Annotated in this window: 18 protein-coding genes; 6 read left to right on the forward strand and 12 right to left on the reverse strand. The window is 55.4% G+C overall.

Going from position 1 to position 16,809, the window contains the following annotated elements; translation table 11 throughout:
• The first annotated feature begins 61 nt into the window (after window positions 1-61).
• Window positions 62-1,390 (forward strand): replication-associated recombination protein A, encoded by a 1,329-nt coding sequence (locus tag AC5S16_RS01735; protein WP_493928276.1) that lies wholly within the window; start codon window positions 62-64, stop codon window positions 1,388-1,390.
• 64 nt (window positions 1,391-1,454) lie between these two features.
• Here the strand turns inward: AC5S16_RS01735 and AC5S16_RS01740 are convergent, their stop codons facing one another.
• Entirely contained in the window at window positions 1,455-2,075 is a 621-nt protein-coding gene (locus AC5S16_RS01740) for a thioredoxin family protein (protein WP_493928277.1), read from the reverse strand.
• A 126-nt stretch (window positions 2,076-2,201) separates the two neighbouring features.
• Window positions 2,202-3,239 carry an aldo/keto reductase gene (locus AC5S16_RS01745; protein ID WP_493928278.1) on the reverse strand — a complete coding sequence of 346 codons (1,038 nt, stop codon included), beginning with the start codon at window positions 3,237-3,239 and terminating at the stop codon, window positions 2,202-2,204.
• 252 nt (window positions 3,240-3,491) lie between these two features.
• On the opposite strand from AC5S16_RS01745, the gene AC5S16_RS01750 reads away from it, so the two are divergent.
• Window positions 3,492-3,881 (forward strand): hypothetical protein, encoded by a 390-nt coding sequence (locus AC5S16_RS01750; RefSeq protein ID WP_493928279.1) that lies wholly within the window; start codon window positions 3,492-3,494, stop codon window positions 3,879-3,881.
• Between the two features lie 218 nt (window positions 3,882-4,099).
• On the opposite strand, the gene AC5S16_RS01755 is transcribed toward AC5S16_RS01750, so the two are convergent.
• From AC5S16_RS01755 to AC5S16_RS01765, 3 genes are all read right to left on the reverse strand, one after another.
• A complete protein-coding gene (locus AC5S16_RS01755; protein ID WP_493928280.1) occupies window positions 4,100-4,504 on the reverse strand; it encodes a hypothetical protein in 405 nt (134 codons plus the stop codon).
• A gap of 391 nt (window positions 4,505-4,895) precedes the next feature.
• Window positions 4,896-5,519 (reverse strand): peptidoglycan recognition protein family protein, encoded by a 624-nt coding sequence (locus AC5S16_RS01760; protein WP_493928281.1) that lies wholly within the window; start codon window positions 5,517-5,519, stop codon window positions 4,896-4,898.
• Window positions 5,519-5,767 carry a hypothetical protein gene (locus tag AC5S16_RS01765; RefSeq protein ID WP_493928282.1) on the reverse strand — a complete coding sequence of 83 codons (249 nt, stop codon included), beginning with the start codon at window positions 5,765-5,767 and terminating at the stop codon, window positions 5,519-5,521. Before AC5S16_RS01765 ends, AC5S16_RS01760 begins: the two co-directional genes overlap by 1 nt.
• 191 nt (window positions 5,768-5,958) lie before the next feature.
• On the opposite strand from AC5S16_RS01765, the gene AC5S16_RS01770 reads away from it, so the two are divergent.
• Window positions 5,959-6,375 carry a four helix bundle protein gene (locus AC5S16_RS01770; RefSeq protein ID WP_493928283.1) on the forward strand — a complete coding sequence of 139 codons (417 nt, stop codon included), beginning with the start codon at window positions 5,959-5,961 and terminating at the stop codon, window positions 6,373-6,375.
• Window positions 6,376-6,385: 10 nt separating this feature from the next.
• Here AC5S16_RS01770 and AC5S16_RS01775 read toward each other — a convergent pair whose 3' ends face one another.
• The gene (locus AC5S16_RS01775; protein WP_493928284.1) at window positions 6,386-6,832 is read right to left on the reverse strand and encodes an AI-2E family transporter; all 447 of its coding nucleotides are present in this window, start codon (window positions 6,830-6,832) and stop codon (window positions 6,386-6,388) included.
• 179 nt (window positions 6,833-7,011) lie between these two features.
• Between AC5S16_RS01775 and purQ the strand changes: the two genes are divergently transcribed.
• Window positions 7,012-7,734 (forward strand): phosphoribosylformylglycinamidine synthase subunit PurQ, encoded by a 723-nt coding sequence (gene purQ / locus AC5S16_RS01780; RefSeq protein WP_493928285.1) that lies wholly within the window; start codon window positions 7,012-7,014, stop codon window positions 7,732-7,734.
• Window positions 7,731-8,525, forward strand: coding sequence for a tyrosine-protein phosphatase (locus AC5S16_RS01785; protein ID WP_493928286.1), 795 nt, complete (start codon window positions 7,731-7,733; stop codon window positions 8,523-8,525). The genes purQ and AC5S16_RS01785 overlap by 4 nt, the downstream gene beginning before the upstream one ends.
• Here the strand turns inward: AC5S16_RS01785 and AC5S16_RS01790 are convergent.
• Complete coding sequence (locus AC5S16_RS01790; RefSeq protein ID WP_493928287.1) at window positions 8,518-9,108, reverse strand: GNAT family N-acetyltransferase; 591 nt, start codon at window positions 9,106-9,108, stop codon at window positions 8,518-8,520. The genes AC5S16_RS01785 and AC5S16_RS01790 overlap by 8 nt on opposite strands.
• A gap of 320 nt (window positions 9,109-9,428) precedes the next feature.
• Between AC5S16_RS01790 and AC5S16_RS01795 the strand changes: the two genes are divergently transcribed.
• Window positions 9,429-11,990: an ABC transporter permease gene (locus AC5S16_RS01795; RefSeq protein WP_493928288.1), complete on the forward strand. Its 2,562-nt coding sequence runs from the start codon at window positions 9,429-9,431 to the stop codon at window positions 11,988-11,990.
• A 3-nt stretch (window positions 11,991-11,993) separates the two neighbouring features.
• On the opposite strand, the gene AC5S16_RS01800 is transcribed toward AC5S16_RS01795, so the two are convergent.
• From AC5S16_RS01800 to AC5S16_RS01820, 5 genes are all read right to left on the reverse strand, one after another.
• Window positions 11,994-12,941, reverse strand: a complete 948-nt coding sequence (locus AC5S16_RS01800) for a methyltransferase (RefSeq protein WP_493928289.1) — start codon at window positions 12,939-12,941, stop codon at window positions 11,994-11,996.
• 453 nt (window positions 12,942-13,394) lie between these two features.
• Window positions 13,395-14,462, reverse strand: a complete 1,068-nt coding sequence (locus tag AC5S16_RS01805; protein WP_493928290.1) for an acyltransferase family protein — start codon at window positions 14,460-14,462, stop codon at window positions 13,395-13,397.
• 70 nt (window positions 14,463-14,532) lie between these two features.
• Window positions 14,533-15,489, reverse strand: coding sequence for a prenyltransferase/squalene oxidase repeat-containing protein (locus AC5S16_RS01810; RefSeq protein ID WP_493928291.1), 957 nt, complete (start codon window positions 15,487-15,489; stop codon window positions 14,533-14,535).
• A 45-nt stretch (window positions 15,490-15,534) separates the two neighbouring features.
• On the reverse strand, window positions 15,535-16,266 hold the full coding sequence (locus AC5S16_RS01815; RefSeq protein ID WP_493928292.1) for a lipo-invert putative C-terminal anchoring domain-containing protein: 732 nt from the start codon (window positions 16,264-16,266) through the stop codon (window positions 15,535-15,537).
• The gene (locus AC5S16_RS01820) at window positions 16,190-16,723 is read right to left on the reverse strand and encodes a hypothetical protein (protein ID WP_493928293.1); all 534 of its coding nucleotides are present in this window, start codon (window positions 16,721-16,723) and stop codon (window positions 16,190-16,192) included. The genes AC5S16_RS01815 and AC5S16_RS01820 overlap by 77 nt, the downstream gene beginning before the upstream one ends.
• Between the last annotated feature and the right edge of the window lie 86 nt (window positions 16,724-16,809).

The raw sequence follows: 16,809 nt of genomic DNA on the forward strand, positions 1-16,809 counted from the left end.
CCTGCCCTGAGCGAAGTCGGAGGGGGCCAGTCTAATCTGTCATCATTGAAATAGAAGCAACATGAGCCTTTTTGGCAGCACGCCTGATCTGCGCACAACGCCTGCGACTGCGCCGCTGGCGGAGCGGATGCGTCCGCGCACGCTGGATGAATACGTCGGGCAGGAGCATCTGCTCGGGCCGGGCAAGCCACTGCGCGTGCAGATTGAGCGTGATGATGCTTCGTCAATGATCTTCTGGGGGCCTCCCGGAGTAGGCAAGACGACACTGGCCAAGATCATTGCCGAGACCACGCGCGCCACCTTCATTGAGTATTCTGCGGTGCTCTCGGGCATCAAGGAAATCAAGCAGGTGATGGCAGATGCCGAGAAGGCCGCGACCTATGGCACGCGCACCATTCTCTTTGTCGATGAAATTCACCGCTTCAACAAGGCGCAGCAGGATGCTTTTCTTCCCTACGTGGAGCGCGGTTCCATTCGTCTCATAGGCGCGACGACGGAGAATCCGTCTTTTGAGATTATCTCGGCGCTGCTCTCGCGCTGCCGCGTCTATACGCTGCGCGCTCTTGCTGACGAGCAGATTCTTGCGCTCATTGAACGGGCGCTCTCCAACAAGGAGCGCGGTCTCGGGAACCTCGGCGTTACTGCTGATCACGAAGCTCTCGAGCTTCTCGCCAACTACGCCAACGGCGATGCGCGACGCGCTCTCAACGGGCTTGAAGTGGCTGCGGAACTCGCTACAGCTTCCGATCATCGCATCACCACAGAGATAGCGACGGAAGCGATTCAGCAGCGCGTGTTGCTTTACGACAAGCAGGGCGAGGAGCATTACAACCTTATCTCCGCGCTGCACAAGTCGGTGCGCAATAGCGACGCCGATGCCGCGCTTTACTGGCTGGGACGGATGCTTCAGTCAGGCGAAGACCCAATGTACGTGGCGCGGCGCGTCGTCCGCATGGCGGTCGAAGACATTGGCCTCGCTGCTCCGGAGGCGCTGAACCTCTGCCTGTCGGCGCGCGATGCGATGGATTTTCTCGGCTCTCCGGAGGGCGAGCTGGCGCTGGCCCAGGCGGTGGCTTATCTTGCGCTGGCGCCAAAGTCGAATGCGCTTTATACGGCGTATGGCGAGGTTCTTTCCGATATTGAGAGCACCCGCGCCGAGCCCGTCCCCCTGCACCTGCGCAATGCTCCTACGGGACTGATGAAGGCAATGGGTTACAGCAAGGGTTACAAATACGCGCATGATGAGGCGGACCGTGTTGCTGATATGGAGTGCCTTCCGGAAAGCCTGCGCGGGCGCACATATTACCATCCCACGAATGAAGGGCGCGAGAAACTGCTGGCGCAGCGGATGGAAGAAATTCGCCGGATCAGAGATGCGAAGAAATCATGACGATGACCGTGGCCCCATTCTTTCGTCATGAGCACAAAAGAATGGGGCCACCCTGGTTCTTGTTTTACTCCCCGCCCGCGTATTTCACCGAACATCCATAAGGCCGCGAGAAGGACACAGCCACCTGCTTGCCGGCCATGGCTTCGGTCAGTGCATCGGAGACATAGTTCTTTGACGACTTGATGTCGCTTGGATCGGTCGTCGGGTGGTCATCGATCGCACCCGCATAGATCAACTTCCCCGACGGATCAATCACAAACATGTGCGGCGTTGTTCTGGCCTTATATTTGTGGCCGATCACTCCGGTCGGGTCGAGCAGCGCTGCGGTAGGCACGGCCTTCTCCTTCGTCATGTAGGCGTTTTCCTCAGCGGCCGTCATATATCCCTGCGCGCCGGGCGCGGAGGAAAGCACCGTGAGCCACACTACGCCCTTCGCCGTCCACTCTTTCTGAAGCGACTGCATATTGCCGCTCTCATAATGCTTCTGGGTAAAGGGGCAGCCGTTGTTCGTCCATTCGAGGACGACATACTTGCCGTGGTATTCGGAGAGTTTGTGGGTCTTTCCGTTGGAATCAGTGCCGGTGAAGTCTGGAGCTGCTTCGCCTACGCGGACCGCGTAAGCTGCCACAGTTGCGGCGAGGGCCGCAACCATCATGCATGAGGACAGGAAGGGTCTGCGAACCATAAGAACACCTCGCTAAGGTGGCCCGGATTGTGGTGCTATCTATTTTGACGCTGATTTGTGGAATTCGTCGAGGGGCCAGCCCCCACGCCTCAAAATTATGACGTGGGAGCTAAGGGGGAAGGAAGTTTACCTCTTGCGTGGAACAGCCAGAGGATTCCTGCTCTTGAACTGGGTCTGGTGCCAGTAGGGATAGATCGAAGTGACGTCGCTCGCGGCATCCAGTTTGACCACCTGTTCGGGGGTCAGGTTCCAGCCAGCGGAATCGAGGTTCTGCTTCAGCTGCTCTTCGTTGCGCGCGCCGACAATGACGCTGGTCACCGTGGGCCGCTGCAACAGCCAGTTCAGCGCAACCTGCGGGATCGTCTTGCCGGTTTCCTTGGCTACAGCATCCAGCGCATCGACTACGTTGTAGAGGTATTCATCGGGAACCGGAGGGCCCTGTTCGGAAGTCTGGTGCAGGCGGCTGGTTTCCGGCAGCGGATGGCCGCGGCGAATTTTGCCCGTAAGGCGTCCCCATCCCAGCGGGCTCCAGACCAGGGCGCCCACTTTCTGGTCGAGACCAAGCGGCATCAGCTCCCACTCGTAATCGCGCCCGACCAGCGAATAGTAAACCTGGTGCGCCACGTAGCGTGACCATCCATAGCGTTCGGAGACAGCGAGGGACTTCATCAGGTGCCAGCCGGAGAAATTCGAGCAGGCGATGTAGCGGACTTTGCCCTGGTGGACCAGCGTATTCAGAGTGTCGATGACTTCCTCGACCGGCGTAATCGCGTCGAAGCCATGCATGTGGTAGATGTCGATGTAATCCGTGCCCAGGCGCTTGAGGCTCGCGTCGCACTGCTGGATCAGGTGGTAGCGCGACGATCCCACATCGTTAGGGCCGTCGCCCATAGCAAATGTCGCTTTGGTAGAGATGAGCAGCTTGTCGCGCTTGCCCGCGACGGCTTTGCCCAGGATTTCCTCGGCAAGACCGGTTGAATAGACGTTCGCTACGTCGAAGAGGTTTACGCCCGCATCAAGGCAGAGACCAACGAGGTGTTTAGCCTCTTCCACTCCTGTCTCCCCCCAGGCTTTAAAAAACTCATTGCCGCCGCCAAAAGTGCCCGCACCGAAACTGAGCGCGGAGACCTTCAGTCCCGAATAACCTAGCTGTCTGTAAATCATAAAACCCCTAATGGAATCATTGAATTATTGAAAACACATCAGTCCAGATGAGCTGAATGTGTCAGATTTGCAGTATTTGTGTACGTACCGTGTACATGACAGAAAGCATGTCTGCTCTCTCTTTCTGTCTCCATGCCTATCACTGTAAACGAGGGATGTTCGTCTCATTATGGGAATGTTCTTTCAAAGAGATGCAGCCGAACCGCAATTCGGCTCAACGCTTGCTTAAAGCGTTGCTAAACTGGGCTGACCATGGCTCATGCACTGAAAGCGGCAGAGGGCATCGCAACGATTGTCATCGCGATTTATGTTGCTTCGATTGGGACGTTTCAATGGTTCACAGCACGAGACAAGTTGCGTTTGGACCTGTATAACCGACGTTTCGATGTGTACTTGAGAGCATGGGCTTTCATGGATGCACTGATGGGTTGGTGTTCCGTTCCGGAGAAAGAGCAGCTGTCGAAGAAAATCGCCTTTATCCAGGCCTTTCGTGAGTCACAATTCCTATTTGCAGACGACCCACGCATCTTCCGTCTGCTAGAAGAAGTTCTACAAACGTTCGTTCCAGGTTACCGGATACGTAGAGGAATTGAGCAAATACTCGGCCATCATGCCCCACGAGACGATAGCCGCCCACACTGAAAAGGAATCAAATATGCAGTGGATCATGGCGTCAATTGGACAGCTCGAAACACTGATGATGCCCTACCTTGCGTTTGGGCATCGCTCCAGAGTTCGCCAGCTGGAATAGTCATCAAGCAAACGACTTGCTCCCCTCCCCAAAGACACCAAAGCCCCGGCTCATCACCGGGGCTTTCGTTCCTTGCAGAGTGTCAACCACAGTCGGTGGAAGTGCTACATCACTCTCTGGAAGAACTCTCACCTTCACTGAGATCATCGGTCGGCTTTCCGCCCAGGTTCTTTCGCACGCCGTCTGGATAATCCGTCTCCATAGTTCCGCCCAGCTGCGTGCGCCAGGTATAGGTCTTGCCGTTGACCTTCACCGTACCTTCGATCCCGCAAGGAACGAAGAGATAAAAGTCGTGCATCTCGTCGTCCTTGAGTTCCCGGTAGGTCTGGAACTGTGCTCTTACCTGGGCCTTGGTCAGATGATAGTTACGGCAAAAGTCAACGTCTGACTCATCAGTGTGTGCGTCGATATAAGGCTTTCCTATGGTGATGACAGCCGACTTAGGCAGTGGGTAGTGACGCGCAGCGTCCGGCGCGAAGATGGCTAGGAGCACGAGGAATTTACCAGAAAACATTTGCCCCCGGGATTTCAACTAATCTTTCAACTCTCCAGAAGGTTTACCACCAAGCATCTTGTCCACTCCATCAGGCCAGTTAGTCTCAAGTAGATTTCCTGGGCGGCTTTCCCACGTATACGTCTTGCCGTTTAGTTTGATTGTGCCCTTAATCCAGCATTGAAATACGCTGTATTGGTCATGAACATCTCCAGGCTGCAAAAGGTGGTACGTGCGGAACTGCCTCCGAAGCTGTGGCTCCGTTAGTCGGTAGGATTTGCAGAGATCATCTGCGTCTGCATCTCCCGGCTTCCATTCCACCTGTCCAATCGTGATTGCGGCGGTTCCGGGAAGAGGAAAATGTGTTTGTCTTTGGCCGGCGCCGAACAAGAACAACCCAAGAAGTAACCAACTACCACGTAGCACCGGCGGCCTCCCCTGCTCCCTTCCGGGAAACTTGTGGATGACGATAAATATCCGTGCGCGTCAAGTGCAACGTATCGAGCAGATCCTGGATGAGCCAGTGCAGAGACTGTTGCTGCTGGGGTGTTGGGGTTTCGTAGACATTCCCCCACTTATCCAGGCTTTTGCCTACCATCTCGATGCCGATCGCGTCGCTGTTGCTGGGATAACGATCAGGGTATTTCTTGGGCTCCTCCCGATGATCCATAGCCCTCGCATACTGACCATTAACCCCACCTGTGATCTTGGTCAGAGAACGGTAGTATTCCTCTTCCTGCGGGACACAGGAATGTTTCTGATAACACCTTGAGAGTATCGGGCCGACGTGCCAGCACTTCTGCTTGAGGGGTACTACTTGGTAGACCGTCCCGTCTTTATCGATCAGGAAATGAGCTCCTGTGTGCTTCTCGCTTGTCCGATAACCGGAAAGTGTGCCTTTGGCAGTAGACGAATCGGTTTGATGCACCACGATGGCATTGATATGCGCCAGTGGCCCATGCGCGATCTGCGGGATCAGTTCCACTTTGACTTTGGAATCCCGGATGACTCCGTCCTGGTCGATTGTCAGAAGCATCAGTTCCCTATCTTCACATCGACGAAGTTCTGCTTGTCGAGCGCCGGCTGCAGCTTGATATGGAGAACGTGATTGGCCCCGCCACCACCCGAAGTATGGAACCCGCTGATCCAACCCTGAAAGGTGTACGTGCAGATTGCGTCCTGCTGGTTCTCGTCCTGCCAGAACTCGACCTTGATGGGTTTGATCTTGTCCCGGGTAGCGATATTCGCCAGGTTGAACAGGTTCTGCAGCGTGGCAAAGGGCATGTTCTCCGTATCATGAATGGTCCACGGTGCAGTTGATGGAACACTTTAAGGTCCCCATCTGGGCATCCCGGTCTGGTCATGATCGGTATCGACGCCGACGTGAGCTGACATTGCGTTGAACTTGTTGCCGTCGATCGAGATCGTGGCGTTGGAAGGCTGAGCCATGGAGCATCCTCCGACCCGATTTAACTATGAGCCGCTGGAGCCATGCAAGTTTTCAGGATGACTTTCGCCTTGTCTTCGCCTATACTGATGGTGCCATGTGGAACCTTGTCCCAGAGGTTGTTTGGCAGCGTGCCGTCGAGTTGAGCGTTGCAATTTATGGATTAACGACCAACTTTCCGCGAGAAGAAGTATTTGGCCTTACGAGCCAGTTGCGTCGTGCAGGAGTTTCTACGGCCAGCAATATTGCAGAAGGGTATGGCCGGTTCTCGGCAAAGGAGTACAGAAACTTCCTGAGCATAGCGCGTGGCTCAGTTCTCGAAGTTCAGACTCAGCTTGTCATTGCAGAAAAGCTCGGCTTCGGAAAAATCCAAGAAATAGAAAACTGCAAGAACCTCTCAACCGAGGTTGGAAAAATGTTGTGGGCAATTTCTAAGAAGCTCTGAGCCCTGTGACCTACCTGAGCCCTGTGACCTGTGACCTGAAATCTGCCTTCGGACGTCTAAAGGCATAGATAATCGCCAGCAGCGGCGGGGCCAGCAGCACTCCCCAGAATGGAATGATGATGCCGAGCACAATCGGGGCGAGGATCGATGCCCAGATAGGCACGCGGGCTGTGCGCTTCATCAATGCCGGCTGCAGCAGAACCTGGTCGACGACCACGATGACAGCATAGAGTCCAAGCACGAAGCCGAGGCGCTCGATGTCCTTACCGCTGACCAGAATGCTGAAGACCGGGCCGATGAGCGCGATGACTCCGCCAAAGTTGGGGATGAAGGTCATCAGGCCGCCGATCAGCGCCCACATGGGAAAGAGCGGCACATGCAGCAGCCAGAGGCCGATCAGCCACATTACGGCCACACACAGAGCCTCGATCGAAACGGCGCGCCACCAGTTCAGCAAGGCACTGCCTGCTGTACGGCTCGTTGTTTTGAAGTCGAAGCCACCCATAGCGAAAGCCTATTGGGAAATTAGAGCGTTTGGCCAGAATAAAAGTTTCACCGTAGCTAAGATGGTCCGTGAAGAGATTTCAAAAGGGGAATTTCGCCGCACTGTGGCCGTGAAACTGCTAGCCTATAGATATGAAATTCGGCGTTCTCGTCTTTCCCGGTTCCAATTGCGATCAAGATACGTATCACGTCATCTCTGACATCGCGCATGAGCCGGTGACCTTTCTTTGGCATGATTCGCCGAGCCTTGAGAACTGCGACGCCATCCTTGTTCCCGGCGGCTTTGCCTACGGCGATTACCTTCGCACCGGCGCGATTGCCCGGTTTTCGCCGGTGATGCAGTCGGTCAAAAAGTTTGCTGCTGACGGCGGCCTGGTGCTCGGTATCTGCAACGGATTTCAAATTCTTTGTGAAGCCGGACTGCTTCCCGGCGCGCTGATGCGCAATGCCGGACTCAAGTACATCTGCAAGCAGGTTCATGTGCGCACGGAGACGACGAATTCGCCTTTTACCTGCAAGCTGGAACTGCACGAGGTCTTGAAGATTCCCATCGGGCATATGGAAGGCAACTACTTCTGCGACGCAGAGACGCTGGCGAAGCTTGAAGGCGAAGACAGGGTCGCGTTCCGTTATTCGATGCCGCAGGGCGAGATCGCCCGCGAAGCAAACCCAAATGGTTCGCTTGGGAATATTGCCGGCATCCTAAACGAAGGGCGCAATGTACTGGGAATGATGCCGCACCCGGACCGCTCTTCTGAAGGGCTGCTCGGCTCTGCTGACGGGTACAAGATTTTTGCATCGCTGGTAAGCTCGCTGGCGGGGAAAGAAGACGCTGAACTGGCAACAAGCAGATGATTGATATCCACCACCACCTGTTATTCGGACTCGATGACGGCTCACCTGATATAGATACTTCTGTTGCCATGGCCGAGGCCGCGGCCAATGACGGCATCACGCATATCGTCTGCACTCCGCACGCCAACGACCGGTGGCACTTCGACTCTGATGTCAACAGCGAGCGCGTTGCTGCTCTGCGCGAACGTCTGAATGGAAAGATCACGCTCGGCCTGGGCTGCGACTTTCATCTCTCCTACGACAACATTGAAGACGCGCTCAAGAACCCGACGAAATACACCATCAACCAGAAGAACTATCTGCTGGTCGAATTTGCCGACCTGATGATTCCGCAGACCATCACCGAGACTTTTTACGAAATGATGGTCGCCGGGATGCGGCCCATCATCACGCATCCGGAGCGCAATCTGACCATCCAGCGCCATCCCGACAGGATGGTTCCCTGGCTCAACGAAGGCTGCCTGGTGCAGGTCACAGCGTCATCGCTCACCGGTCGCTTCGGACGCACTGCGCAATCCATGGCGTTTGCTTTCCTTGACCGGAACTGGGTGAACATTATCGCCACCGACGCGCACAATATGACCTCGCGCCTGCCCATCATGAGCGAGGCCTACAAGCTTGTCGAAGAAAACTACGGAAAAGAGACGGCTGAACGCCTCTGCATCACGACCCCGGGTGCGGCGTTCCAGGGGACGGAGCTTCCTGCACAACCGGAGCCTTTGCCGATCGGAGAAGTCATCGCTTCCCGACAAAAGAAAGGCATTTTTAGTCGTTTATTCGCAGCTAAATAAAACATAAATATAAAGTATTGCATTCATTAATGCGGAGCGTTGGACATTTCGGCTGATGCACAAGGAAGGGCCATCTGCTTTTTCCAATTGCGCATTCTTCGGCGGTGATCTCCCATACCTCTGCCGGAAGCCGACCGCATACGTAGTCACGCTCGAGAGTCGCAATGACATGCATGCCTGTCTTCTCTGAGATTCGCCTGGAAGCGATGTTGGCGACGGCCTTGGGAGCTCGCAAGACTTTGAAACCAAGAACATCGAACCAATAGTCATTGACGGCTGCAACGGCCTCCGTCATGAGTCCCAGCCTCTGCCAAGGCAGCCCCAACCAGTAACCACGGTTGTCCCACTCGTTTTGATGAAGGCTGATCTTTCCAATGAGGTGCTCAGGCGATTCCTTCAAGCGCAGACTCCAATGCCACTCTTCACCATGCTCGATCGCCGGCAGGACGACATCACGATACCGCGGAAGAACCAGACCTTTGGGCCATGGCCACGGAACCTCGACATTAAGAAACTTAACAATTTCCCACTGCGGAAAGAGCTGTTCCGTGTCCTCCGCATCAGCAAGCTGGAGTGGGCGCAAAAAAAGGCGCTTCGTTTCGAGTTGGACTATCATTCCCCACACGATATAAGGCCTTACCTTGCAGCGCACACTATGAAACTATGAGTCGTGCATACGAAAATTCCAATTGAAAGTGTTGGAAACCATTAGCACGATTTTTGACGTTTGTTACTGTGACCCCACAGAGGATCTCCGTAATTTTCTGTCCAAAACCGAACATCTCTGTCCGGAAGTGAACGCTCCCTGCTCTGCCCTCAATCTACGAATCATTTCGTATCAGTCATTTAACTTTTCCGGAACATGGCCCTCTTCGTGCTCGTATGTAGCGCAAAGAGGCCTCCATGCAGACTTTACGCCAGGACATTTCTTACGCGCTGCGCCAGATGCGGCTCTCTCCTGTCTTCACACTGACAGCCATGCTCACTCTGGCGCTCGGCATTGGCGCGACGACAGCCATCTTCTCGCTGATTCATTCCGTCATGCTCAAGTCGCTGCCTGTAGTCGATCCTTCGCGGCTTTACCGCATCGGCGAGGGCAATGACTGCTGCGTAGAAGGCGGACCGCAGGACAATTGGGGGATGTTCTCCTACCGCTTCTATCAGCTCATGCAGAAGAACACTCCCGAATTCGAGCAGCTGGCTGCATTTCAGGCGGGAGGATCGCAGATCAGCGTGCGCCGCGGCGAAACCGACCGTGCGGCCAAGCCTCTGCGCGGAGAATATGTCAGCGGCAATTATTTCTCCACGTTTGGAGTAGGACCATTCGCAGGACGGACCATTCAGCCTGTAGATGACCTGCCCTCTTCTGCTCCGGTTGCCATGCTCAGCTTCCGCGCGTGGCAGCAGGAATATGGTTCTGATCCAAAGATTGTGGGCTCTGTTTTTATTCTTGACGGCCATCCCTTTACGATTGTCGGCGTTGCACCGCCCGGCTTCTTTGGAGAAACACTGCGCCCCAATCCGCCGGAGATATGGGTGCCGATCAACCAGGAACCGCTCTTCCGCGGTTCGAATTCCCTTCTGAATAAGTTCTCGGCATGGCTGCGCGTCATCGGGCGGGTAAAGCCCGGAGTGACTCCCAATGCCGTGCCGGCGCGAATGACGAATCTGCTGCAAAACTGGCTCATCCATGACAGCGGTATTCCGTCGGAATGGATTCCTGAGATCAAGAAGACGCTGTCCAAACAACAGGTTCGCGTGATTCCTGGAGGCATTGGCGTAGGCGCGATGAAAGAAGAATATGCGGCCAACCTCCGTATTCTGATGGTGGTCTGTTCGCTGGTGCTGCTGATTGCCTGCGCCAACATTGCCAACCTGCTGCTGGCCCGCGGAGCCGCACGTCGCGCGCAGACCTCGGTCCGGCTGGCTCTGGGAGCATCTCGGCGGAGGCTCATCCGGCAGTCGCTCACCGAAAGCCTCGTCCTCTCGCTCTTTGGCGGACTCGTGGGCATTGCAGTCGCTTATCTGGGTGTGAAGCTGGTTGTGGCGCTCGCCTTCCACGATGCTAAGTTCATTCCCATCGACGCATCTCCTTCTCTTACCGTGCTGGGATTCGCCTTCCTGCTGTCGCTCTTTACCGGGGCACTCTTCGGAACGGCGCCTGCATGGCTGGCTACTCATGCTGATCCGGCCGATGCGTTGCGCGGAGCAAACCGGAGCACGCGCGACCATGCCTCCATCTCGCAAAAAGTTCTCGTTGTGGTGCAGGCTACGCTGTCCGTTGTATTGCTCGCCGGGGCAGGACTGCTGACACGCAGCCTGGTCAAGATGCAGCACCAGGATTTCGGATACGAGACCGACCACCGGGTCGTCATCAGCCTGACGGCGCCGTTCTCTTCTTATCCGCAACCCAAGCTGGACGCGATGTATCGCGAGCTACAGGAGCGGCTGGCCCATATACCCGGAGTCGAACGCGCGACGCTGGCAACCTATGCTCCGCTGCAGGACAACTGGGGCGAGATCGTCATCCGCCAGGGACACGGCATGCCGAACATCAATGATCCGTCCGGCTCATCGTGGGACCACGTCACTCCGGATTATTTTGAGGCGCTCGGCCAGCACATTCTGCGCGGACGCAGTTTTACTGAAGCAGACAATGCTTCTTCGCAGAACGTCGCCATTGTGGACGAGGCCTTTGTCCACAGGTTCTTCAAACCTGGCGAGGAACCGCTGGGTTCTTACTTTGGCCTCGATCTGCCGCGATACAACGCGACCTATCAGATTGTGGGCATCGTGAACCATGCGAAATATCTCTCGTGGGACCCGCTGGGGCATGAAAGTCCTCGTCCGATCTTTTTTGTGCCGCTGGCGCAGCGCGTGAAATATGACAACGACTTGATGCAATCCCTCGATGACAGTACGCACTTCATCGAAGGCGCAGTGCTCAAAGTTCATGGCGGTATGGAGGGTCTTGAATCGCAAATTCGCCGTGTCTTGAGCGAGACCGACCCGAACCTCACACTGCTGAATATCCGGTCGATGCAGGAGCAGGTGGATGGAACCTTCGACCAGCAGCGCGTGGTGGCACAGATGACCGGGCTCTTCGGCATCCTTGCGCTGATTCTTGCAGCGATCGGACTCTACGGCGTGACGGCATACACGGTCGAGCGGCGTACGAGCGAGATCGGCGTGCGCATGGCCCTCGGCGCTGACAAGCTGAACATCATCAGGCTGGTGTTGCGCGGCGCCTTCCTGCAGATTCTTCTTGGCCTTGCTATCGGCATTCCCATCGCCATCGGTTGCGGACGGCTCATTACTTCGCAGCTCTACCAGGTAAAGAGCTGGGACCCATTCGTTCTGTCAGGCTCAGTGATAGCGCTGGCCTTCTGTGCCCTGATTGCGAGCATCATTCCGGCACAGCGTGCAGCATCGATCGATCCAGTAAAGGCACTGCGAACAGAGTAGGTTTCAGGAGACATCAGCCATGGCAGCCGCCGTTTGCCAGCTCACAGCTCGATGGCGGGATGTCAATGGAAACGCTCCTCTTCGGCTCCGTATGATGAGAACTGTCGATAGAAACCTGGTAATTCCGAGCTTCTTACAAGCATCTCTCATCTGCTGGTTTTCTTCTGAGAATGGATCGGATCCAGCCCGCCGCAACAAAAACGAATCAGGAGTTTTTTCCTCCGCTATAAGAAGAGCCACATCAAACTCCCGCTCGTCCGCGCCAAGAAGCTCCCGCACGCGCAGTTCTGCGGGAGCATCGATGCGGTCAGAAAATGTGAGATAGCTGTAGAACTCTCCGCCATCTGTAAGATGGGCAGGGATGCCGCGAATTAAATCTGTTGATACGCGTTCGCCGTCTATTCCTGCATCCTTGAAAATCATTACATCTTTCAGCGCGGGTATATACGGCGGATGCGCGACGATCCGGTCGAAGGTGCTGGATTCAACCGGCTTGAACAAATTGCCGCAATATACGCGAACGTTCTCAACCGCATTGAGTCTTTTGTTGAATTCAGCAAACCGGACGGCGCGGAGGCTGATATCGACTCCGCACACGGATTGCGCATAATTTCCAGCTGCCGCTAGGCATATATGCGCAGCGCCGCAACACATTTCCAGAAGGTCTTTGCACTTTGTTTCAGGAATGATCCGCGTATAGGCCTGCGCGTTTAGGTCCCACGAGCGCAAAACGAGGTCTGCTCGCACGGGAAATCTATCCGGTATGCAATCAGAACAGATAAGAAGGTTCTGGACCGGCTCGATGCGCACAGTCGCCAGGCATGTACTGCCGTTTTCTTCCACTTGAAGCAGATTGAGTTCCCGCATTTCTGAAAAGAATCGTGAGCCCAGCGAGCGAATAGCCTCATCTACGGGAATGGACTCCTGTCCCATGAAAAGATATACAAGCATATCCAAACCGGATGCGCTCGCTGTTTTTCTCTCAGAGAATTTGGGCCATATGAAGGCGTCGGTCGGAAATCCATCGAATACATATTGACTGCGAAGATTGCCTTCGTTATATCCGAGTGCCGTGAACGATTGACGGACGCTCTGAAATATTTCATCAGCCGCAAAAATTAAGGAATCATCTTCTGGCACGGTCAGGATATCTCTTTGCCGGGTGGAATTAAGGCATTCAGAAGAGTTATCGTTCGTGCTGGAATACCGTTGCTAGTTTGAAAGAGAAGTCTTCTTTTCGCAGTATCCACTTTAGCGAAGCTATGTGACGGGTAGTCGGCCTGCTATGCGACGGCCAACGATTCATACTAAACGAAGCATCCGCAGTGCCTTAGGCGTATTCCGTCGATTCGGTTGACCTGCAGATTCGCCCAACGAAAAGATGAGCGCCCCGTCGGCGCGTCATCAAGAAGTCGCCGAGCGTTCCGTATGCCGCGAAAAGAAGCGGGTAAGTGGACGCTCCAGCCAACGATAGCATGCAAGCCCTGTAACTGCTGACGTCGCGAGCGCTATGAGAATGAAGATTACAGGCGCTGCAAAATGCAACTGCTGCCACAGGAGATAACAAACTATGCCCGGCAGCAAGTGAATGAGATAAAGGCTGTATGAAGCGTCGCCCAGAGTTTCCAGGCGAGGCAGACGGACCGTACGGCCGAAGATACAGAGCGCCACGATAACAAAATCGACGAGCCAGAAGAATTCGTTCCAGTGCAGCCGGAGCGGGTTCTCATGTGCGACGAAGGCGAAAACACAATTGATGACCAGCAATGGCGCGACCAGCAGGAGTCCCGGCACTGTGAAGGTGAGGTTGGGACGCTTGAGCCGGATCCAGCCAAGGCCTGCGCCCAGGCCGAAGAGCAGGATGATCGGACCGGTGAGAAACTCGCCCGCTGAGCGCGCCTCTACGCCTGAGAAGATCGGATAGAAGAATGCACCTGTAACGACCATTGCGGTCAGGATTGTAATCAGTGCGAGGATGCGAAGATGATGCGGCAGAAGCATGGTCACGGCAAAGATGATGTAGAAGGTCATCTCGTAGTTCAATGTCCAGCCGATGAGAAGAATCGGGAGCATATTGCCATGGGCGCTCACATACGGGATGAAGAACAACGATTTTAGAAGATGACTTGCAGTGATCTCCCTTGGCCCGCTGGGATGGGCCAGAGAGACAATGAGGGCAACGATAGAAGTCAAGAGCCAGTAGAGCGGCACTACGCGAACGATGCGGCGTTTAAGGAAACTGACGGCACGGGAGACGCGGGATCTCGAACCGTCTGGGACATCTGCTGTATAGGTGATGATGAAGCCGCTGATGACGAAAAAGATGGCGACGCCCTGCGCGCCGAGAAATAATCCGAGAAAAGGCAGATGAGTAGATAAGCCGTGCCCGGCGGTGGCAAGTGTGGCGTGATCGAAAACGACAAGGAGAGCCGCAAGCGCGCGAAGCGATTGCAAGGCCTGGATCTTCGGCATAAGACAGCTCCTAATCCAAGTGGCTTTGTGTGATTCGAGCATTCAGCAGAGGTCACAGTGGCGCAGTCTACTATGCTGCCTTCGGCTCCTCATACCAACGAAGTACCCGCAGCGCACGGAGCGTGTTCCACCGACTCGGATCACCCACCGACTCGTCCAATGGAAAGGCAAGCGCCTCGCGGTGCGTGTCATCGAGAAGCCATCGGCCGTTGTCTTGCCGCCTGCTCTCGACAATGCGCACAGCATCCTTCATGCGTGTATCAGGTGCGATACCGGCGGACCTGAAGTAGTCGAGAGCGCGCAGGACGTCATAACAGTAGCGGGGCGGGAACGCGAACTTCAGGAACTCAGGATTCACGACCTCGCCGGTCGAAAGCCGCCGGAAAAGAGTGCGCTTGAGCAGGTACTCCTCGCCGCGCTTTCTAGCTGCCGCAATCTGAGACGCGATTTGGGGCGCAGTTCCAACGGCGCGTCCGTACTCGAGCAGTCCCTCCAGCACGCAGATCGTGGTGTGGAACGACGAGCGTCTGCTCTTCGGCGCTTCGCAATTCCAGCCGCCATCTTCGAGTTGTTCGCGCAGGAGAAGGCGTGCGAGGCTCTCCGTCGGACGTCCGAAGCATGCGCCAATCGCGAGCGCTCCTCCGTTGATGCATGGTTCCTCTTCGCCCTGAAAGAAGGTATTCCCGCCGGTTTCCGGCGGACGCAGCTCCCAGCAGCCGCCCTGATCGTTCCACCGCACGCCTGATTCGAGGCGCGCCATCGCCGATTCGACAGCAGAGTCGGCACTGTCAACGCCGGTCGCACGCAGGAACTGCAGTGTGAAGAGGGTCGTCAGCCAGGCGGGGTCGCCTTCCCGGCGCCACGTGCCATCCGCATTTTGGCAGGCAAGGATTTCAGCGCCGATGCCTTCGTGCGGGATGCGGGCGCGCTCCGCGGCAATGACCTCCGGCGAGGCGTCCGTCAGATCGCGCATCGTCTGCCAGCTTATCGCCGGGTCTGAATCGAGCAACCAATCGATAACGTTCACGCCGCCTATATTACCTTTTCTCGATCATCTGCGGTTGGGAAGCGACTAATGCAAAGCAGTTAAAGCGAGATTTGCTTGATGCGTCAGGCCGCCGGAGTTGGCGGTCCCGTAAACCGTAATCGTGTAATTTCCAGGAAAGCCATTGAAGGTTACACCGCAGGCCGACAATCCCCCAACCATATAAGCAATGAGCACCAGCATTAGCAAGCTGCGCATGCGGCGATTCAGCTTGCGCGAAGGCAAGAGCAGCAGGATACCTGCGATGCATCCAGGCAACGGCAACATTGCAGCCGCAACAAGTATGCGATGCTCACCGTTTGTTCCATTGGCAGCGTTGACCTGCGCCGTTGCGCTTGTGCCAATCTGCAACTGCGCAGTTGCTGGAACTCCATTGGCCAACTGTATTTGTTGTGGCTGGAAGGTGCAGGAGACGGTTGCCGGCAGTGCGCCACAGCTTAAAGTGACGATGCCTTGGAAGGTAGAGGTCGGTGTCAGTGTGACAGTTACCGTGCCCTGTTGCCCGATGACTATCTGAAGCGTGGATGGATTGAGAGTGAGCGCAAAATCCTTAGGCGGCGGAGGCGCAGGCATTCCCGGATATTCATGGGCACCCATGTCGATGATGGCGGTAGCAAGACCTTTTGCATTCTGAATCCGCGGCCTTCCCATCAGGTCTTCTGCTGGTATATCGGACGCGTTGTTATTGCCGCTGTCCACGGCAAGCGACTGTAGCTGAAGCTGGTAAGGATACTGCGCATTCGTATCGGTGTGCTCCATTGAAGATGCCGAGGCCGCAGTCAAAGTTATTCTGGATGATATTGTTTAGGATTGTCGGCGACGAACCGTTGATATAAATGCCGCCTGCATCTGGAACCCGACTCGGCGAACCATTCTGAATCGTGACATTGGAAAGAATGGAATTCCGCGTCTCACCCGACTCAAACCGGACGACCGGAAGACCATCTGCAGCCCCATCGATGATGGATTCCGCGGCTGTAGACGCACCTTTGACATTGATCGCCTTCCCCTGAAAATTGATGTTTTCGAAATATGTGCCAGGAGCAACAACCACTGTGTCACCATTCGATGCTGAATCGATCGCCTGTTGAATGGATGGAGCATCCGCAGGAACGTTGATCGTCCGTTGGGCGTATGACGACTCCACAAACAGCATCACCAGACAAAGAAGCGAAACAAGAACCAGCGGCCAGCGAAAACTGCAAGACAGAAACATGACCTGCTTCCAGTGCAGCAAAACTATGTGAGTGAATAGGTTTCAGCTTCCTTTTGACGGTCTGCCAAACCGTAACGTAAGCATCT

The organism is Acidobacterium sp. FHG110202_01 (genome assembly GCF_059115305.1).